This window comes from Parabacteroides sp. CT06 (genome assembly GCF_002257605.1).
GTDB classification, from domain to species: Bacteria; Bacteroidota; Bacteroidia; order Bacteroidales; family Tannerellaceae; genus Parabacteroides; species Parabacteroides distasonis.
In genome coordinates, this window is record NZ_CP022754.1 from 2,685,850 (window position 1) to 2,700,968 (window position 15,119).

The window sequence follows — 15,119 nt, forward strand, 5'->3', positions numbered from 1 at the left end:
TTCTCATTATCGCTTATACTTCGCCACCATGATCACGGGGTTATCCTCCTCGTGCATACCCGCGGCGATCTCCTTTAACTTGCCTTTGAGGTGTCCTTCTTGATAGGCCTCGACAAGTTCGGGGGTATTTATCCGCCACGTGAAGGCGATCTCGTCGTTATTGAAGACCGTGAGGTCGAAAATCTCGTCCACGAGGTTGGCGATCGGTACTTCTTTCGTGAAATCATCGTTATACAGGACATACTCAGATACTTCCTTTGTCTCCCTATCGTACACCAAATCGGTTCTCATCAACCGATAGTAGGTATCCATCATCGCCAAGTTCAACTCTTTCTTTACGGTCTGCATAAAACAATAACGATCCGTAACCACACCCGGGAAAAGAAAGATCTCCGGGCTCATGGATTGAATAGAGGGAGTCCTTACGATAAAGGGCTTTAATCCATCAGCGGGCGAATAGGTGTAGACCGTGTCGCAAGATGGCTCCGTAAGTAGCCAACGATCCCCGTAAGGGACGATACAAGGGTTATTAACCATACCTATGCCCTTTTCGTCGAACAATACTTGCGACACCTTTTTCTCAAAAGGAATCTTAATCTCCTCTACCACGCTCCCGTCTCGCTTGGATACTATCAAGAATATATTCCTAGGCTCAAGATCCTGATGATCTCTATTGAAATTACGCCCGCTACTAGCGTCTTGGCAGATGAAATGATCTCCGTCTAAATTGAAGATCGCTTTATAATAAACCCATGATTTCGTATCTTCGTCTTCTCCTTCCTTAAACAGGAAACTTCGTTTAAAATTCCCGAACAAGTCATAAGTCATTATCTTTCTTTGCTGCAGATTACCAACAAACATTTCTCCTTTCTCATCGTCCAGATAGATACCATTCGTCGCATAATACTCCTCGTTACCCTGTCCCCTCCGGTTAATCTTTCGTACCGCTTTTCCTTTCCGGTCATAAATAAAAATATTCCCATCAGCAGCAAACATATTCCGTACGATCATCACATCCTTCCCAATCGCCTGCAACCAGCCTAGCGTCACGAACTCGTCGGTAGTCTCCAACGGAATATATTCCACATCGAAAAGATCTTGCAAGATCAGTTCCTTTTTGGGATAATCTTTCGATACGTCCACCACGATAAGATCCTCTTTCTCTTGGGTAGAAGAGGTACCGCAACCAACCATACCTCCCGTTAATAAAAACATTCCCACCGCTATCAAGCTCTGTCTCATAATAGTCTTTTCTTTTAGTTTAAATTTAAGGATAAAGGCAAATAACATTCACTTTGCGCAATATAGGAAATTTTTAATGGCTACGCAAAGATTTGTTCGAAAAACTCGTAAATATCTCACTATTTAATGGTTATTATAAATAAGAAAACCAATGGAACCCATCCTATAACTCAATGGGATCTTGTTCGTATTCCATTGAGCTATAGGATGGGTTCCATTGGTTTATAAATTGATATCCATATATCTGCTTTAGGTATAAGGATTAGAAACCTCCCCCTAAAGCCTTATACAGGTATACCACCGACAGCAACTCATCCAGCACGGCATTGTTCAAACCGATCTGGGCGTCCAGCAAACCACGCTGGGCATCCAATACGTCCATGTAGCTGATGACACCGTTGATGTATTGCAGTTGGGCGAGTTCCAGATATTTACTGGCGGAGGCTTCCAGATTCATGCGGGAAGCACGGATCTCCTTCACCTTGCGGACGGTCACGATAGCGTTGTTCACCTCCTTGAAAGCACCTAATACGCTCTTTTCGTAACTATAGACCTCTTGCTCGTAACGAGCCTTCGCCGCTTTCACTTTCGCCTTGTTCTTCCCCATGGCGAAGATCGGCTGCAACAGGCTTCCGGCAATAAAACCTGCCGGACTCTTCAAGATACTGCTTAACTCATCGCTCTCGAAACCGTAATTGCTTGTCAAACGGATCTTCGGGAATAAGTCCGTCTGCGCCACACCCACCTGAGCGTTCGCCGCCTGAAGCTTAAACTCCGCTTGACGCATATCCGGCCGGCGCTCCAGCAAAGAAGACGGTAAGCCGATCGGTAAGGCATCCGGCAAGTGCTGGTCGCTCAAGGAAAGACCACGGGGGATATCATCCGTATACTCGCCCAACAACGTGCTGAGGTCGCTTTCCTTGATCTTGATCTGACGCTCCAGCGAGGGGATCAAGGTCTCGGTACGGGCCAACTCCACTTGGGCTTGGTTGTAAGCCGTCTCGGAAGTAAGTCCGCCCTCATAGCGAAGCTTCGCCAAGCGAACACCCTCACGGCGTGCGTCCAAAGTTTGCTGTACGATCGACAACTCTTGGTCCAAGGCGCAAAGTTGATAATAATTGGCGGCAACCTCGGCGATGATGGTCAATCGCAAGGCACGTTGTCCTTCCACGGTCTCCATATAGGAAGCGATGGCTGCCTCATTCGCCCAGCGAAGGTTACCCCATAAATCTAATTCCCAAGACAAAGTCAGCTTCGCCCCAAATTCTGGATCGGGCTTTGGGTTATCCCCTCCATAATTCAAGCGTTCCTTTTGCGCATAGATATTCGCTCCCACCTCCGGCAGCATACTCGCGAAAGAGATCCGCTTGGCGGCGATCATCTCCTTCACCTTGGCGGCGGCGATCTTCATATCCTTATTATTATCCAGCGCCTTTCTGATCAGATCCTTCAAGGCCTCATCGGCGTAAAGGCTCTCCCATGGGATATTCTCCACGGATGCCGTATCGGTCGTATCCGTATAAGCCTCGATCCGGTCCGGCAGGTTCAACTCCGGACGTACGTACCGCTTTCCGATCTTGCAGGAAGAGAACGCCAGCATAGAAACGACGAAAGCGGCTATATAGAAATTCTTTGTCATCATAATTTTCCGTTTTTGTGTCTCTTTAAAATAGAGGTTACCACTTCTTTCTTTTGAGCGATACGTTCCATACGCATCTTTCCCTTTATCTTATAGATCAAAACAAAGAAGAAGGGAACCAACACGATACCTACCGTAATCGCCACCAGCATACCGAAGAACACGCCCGTACCGATACTATGGCGGGAAGCTGAGCCCGGTCCGCTGGCTAACACCATCGGAAGCATACCCAACACGAAGGCCAACGAGGTCATCAAGATCGGGCGGAAACGCATCTGGGCGGCATGGATAGCGGCTCTCACCACATCTACCCCGTTATCCACCTGTACCTTGGCGAACTCAACGATCAAGATAGCGTTCTTCGCCGCCAAACCGATCAAGGTTACCAGACCGATCTGATAATAAATATCGTTCTCCAACCCTGTCGCCCAGATGCCCAAGTAGGCGCCCAGCGTAGCTACCGGCAAGGAAAGCAATACGGCGATCGGCACGATCCAGCTCTCATACTGAGCCGCCAAGAACAAGAAGACAAACAAGAAGACCAACGCCAAGACAAAACCAGTCTGCCCACCGGCCTGTTTCTCTTGATAGGAAAGACCGCTCCACTCCAGACCGATATTCTCGGGCAGATGCTCCCTAGCGATCCGTTCCATCGCAGCCATCGCCTCACCCGTACTATATCCCGGAGCGGCTACGGCGTTGATCGAGGCCGTGGTGAACATATTGAAACGCTTGATCGTTCCCGGACCGGTCGTATATTGGGTCGTGCCCAAGGCAGTCAATGGAACCATCGCCCCATCCTTACTGCGGACGAAGAACAAATCCAGATTATCCCGGGTGGCCCGATAAGGCGCCTCCGCTTGGATATATACACGGTAAATACGGTTGAACATATTGAAGTCGTTCACGTACACGGAGCCTAGATAAGCCTTCATGGTCGAGAAGATATCAGACAACGGGATGCCGAGGAACTTCGCCTGATCACGGTCCACGTCGAAATACAACTGCGGGATCTCGCTCTGCATGGCGGAAGACACACCTTGAAGCTCAGGCGCTTGCGAAGCGTAATACAGGAAAGTATCCGTGGCACTTACCAGATTATCCCAGCTAGCGTCTCCCTTAGCCTCCAACTGCATCTCCAAGCCACCGCTCTCACCCAAACCCGGGATTACCGGTGGACGGTTCACATACGACTTAGCCTCGGGGTAATAGTAGAATTCCCGGCGGGCATCGGCCATCACGTCCTCTACCTTCATGCCGGAGGATTTACGCTCTTCCCACGGTTTCAAGATCACCGTCAGCGTGGCACGCCCTTGGTTCGTACCGACACGGGGACTGCTACCCGTTACATTCTGTACGTAGGCCACGGCCGGATGATGGTCGAGGAACTCGATCGCACGGTCGGTTACGGCACGTGTACGTTCCAAGGTAGTACCCTCGGGCATCTCCAGCTCTACAGTGAAGAACCCTTGATCCTCCTCCGGGATAAAGCTGGTAGGCAACATCCGGTTCAAGACAAAGATGGCCACCAGTACCATCCCGAACCCTGCCAAGATACGGCGGGGATTAGCGATAGAGATACGCAACAACTTCGTATATTTCTTATTTCCTTTCGCCAACCACAGATTGATCTTACGGAAAATAAACGCTTTCTTCTTATGAGACGGACGCAAGATGATGGCGCACATCGCCGGGCTCAACGTCAAGGCCACTACCGTGGACAACAGCACGGAAACCACGATCGTAACAGAGAACTGACGGTACAGCTGCCCCGTGATACCCCCCAAGAAACTCACCGGCACGAACACGGCAGCCAATACCATGGAGGTAGCGATCAAAGCACCAGACAATTCCCGCATCGCCTTATGCGTAGCCTCACGGGCAGTCACACGCTCCTCGGCCATGATACGCTCCACGTTCTCCACCACCACGATAGCGTCGTCCACCACGATACCGATCGCCAAGATCAATCCCAGCAAGGTTAGCATATTCAACGAGAAACCGAAGATCAACATGAAACCGAACGTACCGATCAAGGAGATCGGGACGGCGATCGTCGGGATCAAAGCCGCACGCCAATTCTGTAACGAGAGGAACACTACGAGAACGACCAAGAAAAGGGCCTCGAACAAGGTCTTATACACCTCGTGCACGGATTGTGAGATATACTCCGTCATATCGAACGGGAAATTATACTCCAAGCCTTCCGGGAAGTTCTTGCTGATATCCTTCATCGCCTCTTTCACCTTCGTGGCGACCTCCAGAGCGTTCGCCCCCGGCAACATATAGATACCCAAGATAGCGGCGTTCTTCCCATTGATCCCACTCTCCGTAGAATAAGAGGAAGCCTCCAGCGATACCCGGGCCACGTCGCTCATCCGGACGATCGAGCCATCCGGGTTTGCTCGCACCACGATATCCTCGAACTCCTTCACGGTAGACAAACGTCCCGGGGCCGTGATAGGCAAGGTGACATCCACATCCAGCACGGGCTGCTTACCCAGCTCGCCCGCCGCCGACTCCCGGTTCTGGTCTTTCAAGGCATCTTGCAAATCACTTACTGTCAATCCCATGTTGGCCAACCGATCCGGATATACCCAGATCTGCATACCGTAATAACGGCTACCGATATTCGATACACGACCTACGCCCGGGATACGGCGCAATACGTCCAACACGTTGATCGTGGCAAAATTACTCAGATAGATCTCATCGAACTTCGGATCGTCGGACATCAAGCTCAAGGTCATCAGCTGGCTAGGAGCCTGCTTCTCGATCGTGATACCATTTTGGATCACCTCGGCGGGCAAACGGCTCTCGGCCAGTTTCACACGGTTCTGGATCTCGACAGCCGCCAAGTCCGCATCGGCGGATACATCGAAGGTCACCGTAATATTCAAGCTACCCGAGTTCGAGCTACTACTTTGCATATAGATCATACCCGGCGTACCGTTCAGCTCCTGCTCGATCGGGGTAGCGACCGCTTGAGACACCGTCAAGGCGCTCGCTCCCGGATACGTGGCGCTGATCTTCACTACAGGGGGCGTAATCTGCGGATACTGGTCCACAGGCAACAATGCCAGTCCGATGATTCCGACAATCACGATCAGTATCGATAAGACGGTCGAAAAGACAGGACGGTCTATAAAGAATCCCGGTTTCATTGTTCTTCCTCCTCTCTAAGCGCTTGGATAGCCTTCTCGTCGCCGGCCTCTACCGCATGTACCTTCACGCCCGGCACCAATTTATGATAACCTTCTACCACTACTCGCTCGTTCTCGCCCAAGCCCCGTTCGATCACGACCTTGTTGCCGATCTCCGGGCCGGTCTGCACGAAACGCTTCTCGGCGATATCGTCCCTACGGATGATATAGATGAATGCACCTCCTTTCTCGATCGAGAGGGCTTTCCGGGGAACGACGATCGAACGCTCGCGGACATCCAGCAGGAGCTTCACCTTCGTGAACTGTCCGGGCAATAATTTCTGGTTCGGGTTGGATAGTTCCGCACGAACGCCAAACGTACCGGTCTTCGGGTCCACCAGCGGGTCGGCGAAGTCCACGATACCTTTTACCGGGTATTCCGAGTCGTCCGCCAAGGTAACCGTCACGGTAGGCTGCCAAGAACGGGTCGTATCCTGCTCGCCAAACTTCACGTTACGACGCTCGGCACGCAGGTAATCCAAGGCGGTCATCTTAAAATCGACCAATACCGTGTCACTTTTCACAACAGCCGCCAATTTCGAATTGACACCCGGGCCCACCAAAGCACCCACATCCACGAAACGCTCACTGATATACCCAGACAGCGGCGAGGTCACCACCGTATAGCTCAACTCCATCTCCGCTTGGTCTAGATCCGCCTTGCTCATGGCGATATTCGCCTCGGCATCTTCCAGGGCGGCTGTGGCGTTATCCAAATCCAGTTGGCTGGCGGCGTGTTGCTCGTACAACGGTTTCAGGCGTTCCACATCACGCCGGGCCTTGGCCGCTTGGGCTTGGCTTTTCTTCAGTTGGGCTTTCGCTTTCTCTACTCTAGCACGATATTTATCGGGATTAATCATAAACAGGGGCTCATTCTGCTTCACCCGTTTACCTTCCTCAAACAACATTTTCTCTAGGAATCCCTCCACACGGGCATGTACCTCGACAAAGCTGGCGGCACGGATACGTCCCACGTACTCGCCATAAATCTGCACGTCTTCTTTTGAGGGTTTGTCTACGATCACGATGGGCAATTGCTGCTCTTCCTTATGGCGGCAACCCGTCATCGCTACTACAAGGGCTATCAAGATAACCTGTACTTTTGCCAATCTTTTCCTGCTCATTCTACCTATATAAATTACTTATGTCACATTTGTTATGTAAAGAAAGAAAGAATCATTCCATTTTTCTCGAGGAGACCGATAATTAACATTACTTCACTTAATAACAAATCGTATAGCGTTTATGTTAACATTTATACTAAAATTAGGGTGTATCCAACCGGGGAATAAATCCACACCTACTGGGTAAGTCTACACTTTAAAAACAAAATCCTTTCGAATGAAACGTTTTCTCCATCCGAAAGGATTCCACATATATCAGATCTTTATCAATATCAATTATTATCGGTCAACCGACAACGCTTTCCACAAATTATCATCCGGCACGGGAGCGACAATTCGCACGTTCTCTTTTGAAACCGGATGGATAAACTCCGCGCTACGAGCGTGTAAGCTAATGCCCCCATCCTTATTGGAACGATCGAAACCATATTTCAGATCCCCCTTGATCGGACATCCCATCTTCGCCAACTGACAGCGGATCTGATGGTGCCGCCCCGTCTTCAAATCGATCTCCAACAGATAATAATTATCCGAATGGGCGATCAATTTATAACGCAGGATGGCTTTCTTGGCATTCGGCCGCTCGGTATCGTAAGCGTAACTCTTATTTTGCTTCTCGTTCCGCACCAGCCAATCCACCAACTCACCCTCATCCTGCGGGGGACGGTTCTTGACGATCGCCCAATACGTCTTGCGCACCTCACCGACACGAAACATCTCGTTCAAGCGAGAGAGGGCCTTGCTCGTCTTGGCGAAAATCACGACCCCGCTCACCGGACGATCCAGACGGTGCGTGACACCGACAAAGACATTCCCGGGCTTGCAATACTTCTCCTTCAGCCATACCTTCAGCATCTCCGAGAGAGGCTTATCGCCCGTCTTGTCGCCTTGCACGATCTCACGGCAGGTCTTATCTACCGCTATAATATGATTATCCTCGTAAATAACCTCCATATTACATGTTCATACCGCCGTCAACCTGAATAACCTGTCCAGATACATAAGAAGACATATCCGAAGCCAAGAAGGTAGCGATATTAGCCACATCCTCCACCGTACCGCCACGGCGCAAAGGAATCTTCTTGCACCACTCGGCACGTACCTCGTCAGACAACTGAGCGGTCATATCCGTGATGATAAATCCCGGGGCGATAGCGTTCGCACGAATGCCACGAGAACCCAACTCCTGAGCGACAGACTTAGCCAAGCCGATCATACCGGCCTTGGAAGCGGAGTAGTTAGCTTGTCCGGCGTTACCATGAACACCTACGACAGAAGACATATTGATAATGCTACCCGCACGTTGCTTCATCATGACCGGGGTACAAGCGTGGATAAAGTTGAAAGCGGACTTCAAGTTCACGTTCAACACAGCGTCCCATTGTCCCTCGCTCATACGCATCATCAAGCCGTCTTTCGTGATACCGGCGTTGTTCACCAAGATATCGATACGTCCGAAATCCTTCACGATCTCGGCAACGACGTTATGAGTCTCCTCAAAGTTAGCAGCGTTGGAAGCGTATCCTTTCGCCTTTACACCCAAGGCCTCGATCTCAGCCTGTGTAGCCAAGCCATTCTCATCGATCACTAGATCCGTGAAAGCGATGTTAGCGCCCTCTTGGGCAAACTTCAAGGCGATAGCCTTACCAATACCACGAGCGGCACCCGTTACGACAGCCACTTTACCTTCTAATAGTTTCATATTACTCAAATTTTTTAATATCAATGTTTAATCAAGCAAGCTCCCGTTGAATAGCCACCGCCGAATACCGTGATAGCGATCAAGTCGTCTTTCTTGAAATTCTTATCGTTCTGGGCATATACCAAGGCCGAGCTTACGGAACCCGTATTTCCCAGCTCCTCGATATTGTGTAAAAATTTCTCGTCCGGCAAGTTCAATTGCTTGGCGATATTCGCCATGATACGCATATTCGCCTGATGGCCGATGAAATAAGTAAGGTTATCCAGCGTATAACCGTTCTTCTCCAACAAATGAAGGACATTCTTAGGCATATAGGTACAAGCTTGGATAAATACGTCACGCCCCTCCGGCATCAAGATACCGCCGTCACGAGGACGCAAGTGAACCGCCTCCATCGCTTTCGACAAATGGCCGAGACCTTGCGTGTAAACCTCTACGATCTCGGCGTCGCCCTCACCGATCCGCTCCTTGGAGATAAAGAAAGCGGCGGCGGCATCACCCCATAAATGGCCCGCCTTCGGGTCTGTCTCATTATAATAAGCGGAGTTCTTATCAGCGGAAAGCACCAAAGCCTTGGAAGCCTTCCCCATGGCGAAATATCCCTCCACAACCTCCAAGGCGTTCAAGAAAGAAGAACAAGCCGAGGATAGATATAAAGCTTTCGCGTCAGCGATAGTATACTCATGTTGAACCGTATGCGCGGCCGTCGCAACCGTATCATAGGGAGAATACGAAGCGGAGACGATCAAGTCTACCTCCGTGATATCGTAAGGCAATTTGGGAAGAGCGTCCTTCACGGCCTCAAGGCTCATGGTATTGATATTCTCTTCCTCTTTCGCTTTCGAGCGGGTATGAATGCCCGTCCGTTGCTCAATCCACTCACTCGTCAACCCGTTTAATTCAAGAAAATGTTGGTTATCTACCCGTTCTTCAGGCACATAAAACCCTGTCGCATTAATAAACATCCTTAGTGTCTTTGATTTACTTAATCTTTATTCCGTTGAATATTAAATTCATAACATTGTCTCTACGTTTAATCCGCTGGCTGATATTATCACCCATGATCCCCCGGATATAGGGCACCTCCAGCCCTTTCAAGGCATGATGGAGCACGAGGGCGGTAATGTCCGTGTCCGGCATGCTGAATATACCCTCCTTCACGCCATCGTCCAATATTCCCTTTATGATCTCCACTTCCCGAAGGTCGAAGCTCTTGCGTACCTTCTCTACCCGCCATATATCACGGAAGAAGGTAGCCCGCAACGTACCGTTCCGAAACACCAACGCCTTTACAGCGTCCAAGCGGCTATAGATAAACGTCAGCAGCTTCTCGTCCGCCGGCAGATCCTTGCTGGCCACGTCCACCAGCATCTTATGAAGCTGGTCCAGCTCCGACTCCACTACCGCCAAATAGATCTCGTTCTTGCTTTTAAAGTACGTATAAAGCGTACGTCTCCCCTTACGAGATGCCTGTGCAATATCGTTCATCGTCGTGTTATCAACCCCCATGCGGGCAAACAATTGTCTGGCCACATCCACCAACATGTCACGTGTTTTAGAAACTGTCATCGGCATTGTATTGCACATTTTGATTAAAACTGTGCGCAAAGTACTTAAAAAAGATCGTATCTACCAAGTATATTAAAAAAAACTTGCAATAAATTTGTTTTGTAAGAAAATATCCCTACCTTTGCACTCGCAATCAAGAAATGATAGCAACTATATCGCGGAGTGGAGCAGTGGTAGCTCGTTGGGCTCATAACCCAAAGGTCGTAAGTTCGAGTCTTGCCTCCGCAACTAAGAAAAGCCTTCCGGTCTGTGACCAGAAGGCTTTTCTTTTTTCGTAACCCAATGGTTTACGGGGTGGGAATCATTGAGTTTTTCCCGTAATCCATTGACTTACGTACCGTAAACCATTCGCTTAAGCCCAACAAGTCATAGGCTTACGTCCGGGGGCTCTTATTGGTTTCCCGGACGTAGGTCCTACAGTTCCTATCTCAAGGCAGGCAAGATATATTTCCATATCAAGTTGATCTCGGCCTGCATATCGCCGATATTCGCGGTCATGGCGATTACCGCATCTTGCTCGGGCAATATAATAATGTATTGTCCATTGGCTCCATCGGCACGAACGGCGTTATGGCGGCAACGCCACATCTGGTAACCGTAGCCTTGCAACCAGTCGCTATCTTTCGGCTTCATCTTCAAGTTCTCCGGTCTCATACCAGCGGGCAAAGAGGCTATCTTGGAGGTGGTGGCTTCCTCTATCCAGCTTTCGAGAAGCAATTGCTTATCGTTCCATTTTCCCTTTTGCAGGAAAAACTGACCCATTTTCGCTAGATCCTCGGTCTTGAGATACAAACCCCAACCGCCGCAATTGATGCCTTGGGGACTCTCTTCCCAAGTAGCGCCGACGATACCCAGCGGACGGAACAGACGGGGATAGAGATAATTGATCACCTTCTCACCGGTCACCTTCTGGATGATAGCGGAAAGCATATACGTGCCGAGACTGTTGTATACGAAATAGGTTCCCGGTTTATGTACCAACGGCGCCGAGAGGAAAATCTTTACCCAATCGGCCTTCTCGTTCCCCTCCTGCCGTACTAAAGCGGTGGGATCGACATCATGGCCGGAGGACATGGTCAATAGGTGACGTATCTCCAGCTCTTTCAAGTAAGGGCTTACCTCGGCCGGTAATTGGTCGGGGAAGAAGGAGATCACCTTGTCCGTGACCTTCAATTTACCCTCCGCGACGGCAAAACCGATAGCCGTAGCCGTAAAGGTCTTGCTAACGGAGTTCAAGATATGCGGCGTATGGCGGTCGCCCTCACCCAGCCATTGCTCCTTTACGACCTTTCCATGCTGGAGGATCATGATACTATGTAAGTCTTGATCCGCCTTTTTCACCGCCCGCAGGTAATTGCCAAACGCCTTATCCAAGGCTTTCGAGGCTTCCGCACGAGGAAGTTCCTTGGTCAGGTCGTTATAGCTGATCAAGTCTATGTTCTTATCCTTCAAGGCTTGCTTCACCTTCGGACTGGTAAAAAGATCGGTCACGCCTTGACGGTCCATCGCCACGTTCTCGTAGCCGATATGCCCGACGGTTTTCATCTCCTCGTTATCCAAGGCCGGGTGATCCAAGAACATATAGCGTTTACCGGGTTCCAGCTTATCCAACATCCGGATGAAACTGGCCTCCTTCTCGGCCGGGGTCTTGGAGGCTCCATCATACCCGGAATAGGTGAAATCATATTCCTGCATCGCCTCTACCCGATCCACGACCGGCAGATGATATTCCTCGGACAAGCGGCGCATCAGCTTCACCACCTCCGGATCGAAACCGGTCGATCCCATATGGCCGGAGATATGGCTGATCTGGGGAATGTTCTTCAAGGCCATCTCTATCTGGGCCCGGGCCTCCTGCTCGATCTCGGCCAAGCTCCATGTATTCTCCAGAATGGCCAGACCCGGGTAGGCGGAATTCGGAGACATCATCGGCAAGAAATAGCCATTGCTATCGGTCAAGCTGGGACAATGCGTCAGCGGACGCCATTTCACGTTATCCCATTCGCTGGTAAACGTCAGGTGAAGCCCGACATCTATCCCCGGGTTCTCCCTCAACAGCCGGGCGGCCTCGGGGAACCACGAGGTGACAACCATAACCTCTATACAGGTCTCCACCCCATTCTTATACCCTTCCATACACGCTATATTGGCGGAACGGAACGACCCCATGTCATCCGCACGGATGATCAGGCGGGGATTCGTGGCAGGCTGGCTGAATGCCGGCCACGTAGCGGCGAACAACAGGCAGCCGCAAAGGATTCTTTTTACATTTGAAGTCTTCATGATATTGATAAATAAGTAACATCTTTTCTATACTTGGGGATGGACCACACAAAAGGTGCCGGAAGATTTGCTCACCAACTTATCGTCGCAATAAATCTCGCACTCACAAAAATGTATATTCCGTCCCGCCTTGATCACGGTACCCTTGGCGATCAGCTCATTACCCCAAGCGGCCCGTAAGAAAGACATTTTCAATTCTGCCGTCAGCACGTCTTTCTCCAGCGGGGTCATCGTATAGGCGGCGAAACCGGCGATCGTATCCGCCAAAGCAGCCAAGACACCCCCATGCGTCACGCCGCTATATTGTCTCTGCTCGTCATGCAAGGGCATATGCGCCTCTACACGACCTTCCTCGATAACCGTGAAGTCGATCCCCAGAAAATTCACATAAGGATTCGTCTTCGCACGGTTAATCAACTTTTCTTTTATTCTCTCATCCATATCTTTTCTATTAACGAACCGTTATCTTACAATCATCCAGATTATCGATAATGGCGAGGCTCTCCACACGTATGCCCTTTTCACGCAGCAGATTCCCGCCATCTTGAAACGCCTTCTCTATAATAAAACCCATACCCTCGATCACGGCTCCCGATTGCTCCGCCAACTCGACCATTCCCATAGCGGCGTTTCCGTAAGCCAAGAAATCATCGATAAACAGGATATGATCCTCCGGAGTCAGGAAATTATTGCTGATACATACCGTATAGTCACGATCCTTCGTGAAGGAATGGACCACGGTAGAGAGCATGTTCTCCATCGTCTTCGGTTTCTTCTTCTTTACGAAGACCACCGGCAGTTGCATGATATAACCCACCATAATGGCCGGGGCGATACCGCTCGCCTCGATGGTCACGATCTTGTTAATCTTACGATCTTGAAAGCGACGGATAAATTCCTCGGCGATCTTATACATCAACATCGGGTCCATTTGATGGTTGATAAAACTATCCACTTTAAGGATACCGCCGGGATAACAGCGGCCGTCTTGCAAGATGCGTTGCTTCAATAATTCCATAATTTGTTATTCTGTTTGATCTTCTTTTACACGTATAAATAAATTTGCCAGAATGGCCGTCAAGCCACCCGTCGTTATGCCGGATGAGAAAATGCCACGGATCACTTGAGGAGCGGCCCCTAAAATATCCGGCATCAGCTCCACCCCCAACCCCAAGGACAAACTAACCGCCAACACCAACGTGGCCTTCCGGTTGATATCTTGGGCGGCGATAATACGGATACCTGCCGCCGCCACCGTACCGAACATCAGCAGGGTAGCCCCTCCCAGCACCGGATCGGGCATCAAGGAGAAAATAACGCCGACAACCGGGAATAAACCCAACAGGATCAGCATACCCGCTATATAATACCCTACGTACCGGCTGGCGACTCCCGTCAGCTGGATAATCCCGTTATTCTGGGCGAAGATAGAATTCGGGAAAGAGTTGAAAATTCCGGAGATAAATGAGTTCACCCCATCCGCCAGCACCCCGCCGGAGACTCGCTTCAGGTACCCTTCTCCCTCGATCGATTTTCCCGATATCATCGAGTTGGCGGTAATATCCCCCGTAGCCTCGATCGCCGTGATCAGATAGATCAATGCGATCGCCACGAATGAAGAGATATTAAAATCCAATCCATATTTGAAGGGAACCGGGATATTAAACCCTCTCAGGTTTTGCGAGGAGACAGCCTCCATATCCACCATCCCCATGGCGAAAGCGATCGCGTAACCGATACACAACCCCAGTACGATGGAACTCATCCGCAAGTACTTGTTCTTACAACGATTGAAGAACAAGACACTCAACAAGACGCACACAGCTACCCCAATATTACGCAAACTACCGAACGTACCGTTATCCATAGCCGTATACCCCCCGCCGCAAGCGACCACTCCTACCTTGATCAAGCTCAAGCCGATGAGCAACACCACGATACCCGATACCAAGGGAGTAATCACCGAGCGCAGATACTTAAAAGTACGGCTCACGATCATCTCTACCGGAGAGGCGGCGATACAAACGCCGAAAATAAGGGGAAGCCCTCCCGCCAGGCCAGCCGTGATAATCGGGCCGATAAACGAGAAGCTAGTTCCTTGGATACATAGCAGCCCCGCCCCGACCGGTCCTAATTTACGACATTGAACGAATGTGGATACCCCGGAGGCGAACAGAGCCATGGAAACCAAGAAACCGGTCGTCTCCAGATCCAGTTTCAGCGCCCCGGCGATAATCAAGGGAGGTGTTATGATCGCCACGAAAATAGCCAGTAGATGCTGGATGGCGGCAAAAAGCGTCTCTTTCAAAGGCGGACGGTCATCGATCCCGTAAATCAAATCCGTATCCATACTGTCT

At 50.2% G+C, this 15,119-nt stretch carries 12 protein-coding genes and 1 tRNA gene; 1 reads left to right on the forward strand and 12 read right to left on the reverse strand.

Annotated elements, in window-relative coordinates:
* Positions 1-6: 6 nt before the first annotated feature.
* The 8 genes from CI960_RS11705 to CI960_RS11740 form a co-directional block, all read right to left on the reverse strand.
* The gene (locus tag CI960_RS11705) at positions 7-1,242 is read right to left on the reverse strand and encodes a 6-bladed beta-propeller (protein ID WP_005855989.1); all 1,236 of its coding nucleotides are present in this window, start codon (positions 1,240-1,242) and stop codon (positions 7-9) included.
* A gap of 262 nt (positions 1,243-1,504) precedes the next feature.
* Positions 1,505-2,884, reverse strand: a complete 1,380-nt coding sequence (locus tag CI960_RS11710; RefSeq protein ID WP_182420004.1) for an efflux transporter outer membrane subunit — start codon at positions 2,882-2,884, stop codon at positions 1,505-1,507.
* Positions 2,881-6,045, reverse strand: coding sequence for an efflux RND transporter permease subunit (locus CI960_RS11715; RefSeq protein WP_008780328.1), 3,165 nt, complete (start codon positions 6,043-6,045; stop codon positions 2,881-2,883). Before CI960_RS11715 ends, CI960_RS11710 begins: the two co-directional genes overlap by 4 nt.
* Complete coding sequence (locus CI960_RS11720) at positions 6,042-7,208, reverse strand: efflux RND transporter periplasmic adaptor subunit (RefSeq protein WP_005855980.1); 1,167 nt, start codon at positions 7,206-7,208, stop codon at positions 6,042-6,044. Before CI960_RS11720 ends, CI960_RS11715 begins: the two co-directional genes overlap by 4 nt.
* A 279-nt stretch (positions 7,209-7,487) precedes the next feature.
* Complete coding sequence (locus tag CI960_RS11725; RefSeq protein ID WP_005855978.1) at positions 7,488-8,162, reverse strand: RluA family pseudouridine synthase; 675 nt, start codon at positions 8,160-8,162, stop codon at positions 7,488-7,490.
* Position 8,163: 1 nt separating this feature from the next.
* Positions 8,164-8,910 (reverse strand): 3-oxoacyl-[acyl-carrier-protein] reductase, encoded by a 747-nt coding sequence (gene fabG / locus CI960_RS11730; RefSeq protein ID WP_005855977.1) that lies wholly within the window; start codon positions 8,908-8,910, stop codon positions 8,164-8,166.
* Positions 8,911-8,930: 20 nt separating this feature from the next.
* Positions 8,931-9,875, reverse strand: coding sequence for a 3-oxoacyl-ACP synthase III family protein (locus tag CI960_RS11735; protein ID WP_005855976.1), 945 nt, complete (start codon positions 9,873-9,875; stop codon positions 8,931-8,933).
* A 16-nt stretch (positions 9,876-9,891) separates the two neighbouring features.
* Positions 9,892-10,485 (reverse strand): TetR/AcrR family transcriptional regulator, encoded by a 594-nt coding sequence (locus CI960_RS11740; RefSeq protein WP_005855975.1) that lies wholly within the window; start codon positions 10,483-10,485, stop codon positions 9,892-9,894.
* 150 nt (positions 10,486-10,635) lie between these two features.
* Here CI960_RS11740 and CI960_RS11745 point away from each other — a divergent pair.
* Positions 10,636-10,707 (forward strand) — tRNA-Met (locus CI960_RS11745).
* Positions 10,708-10,902: 195 nt separating this feature from the next.
* On the opposite strand, the gene CI960_RS11750 is transcribed toward CI960_RS11745, so the two are convergent.
* The 4 genes from CI960_RS11750 to CI960_RS11765 are packed head-to-tail and all read right to left on the reverse strand — an operon-like array spanning position 10,903 to position 15,112.
* Positions 10,903-12,762, reverse strand: coding sequence for a serine hydrolase (locus CI960_RS11750; RefSeq protein ID WP_005855974.1), 1,860 nt, complete (start codon positions 12,760-12,762; stop codon positions 10,903-10,905).
* A 27-nt stretch (positions 12,763-12,789) separates the two neighbouring features.
* Positions 12,790-13,203 carry a PaaI family thioesterase gene (locus tag CI960_RS11755; RefSeq protein ID WP_005855973.1) on the reverse strand — a complete coding sequence of 138 codons (414 nt, stop codon included), beginning with the start codon at positions 13,201-13,203 and terminating at the stop codon, positions 12,790-12,792.
* A gap of 10 nt (positions 13,204-13,213) precedes the next feature.
* Entirely contained in the window at positions 13,214-13,780 is a 567-nt protein-coding gene (gene xpt, locus CI960_RS11760; RefSeq protein WP_005855972.1) for a xanthine phosphoribosyltransferase, read from the reverse strand.
* Between the two features lie 6 nt (positions 13,781-13,786).
* Positions 13,787-15,112: a nucleobase:cation symporter-2 family protein gene (locus CI960_RS11765; RefSeq protein WP_005855970.1), complete on the reverse strand. Its 1,326-nt coding sequence runs from the start codon at positions 15,110-15,112 to the stop codon at positions 13,787-13,789.
* Positions 15,113-15,119: the final 7 nt, after the last annotated feature.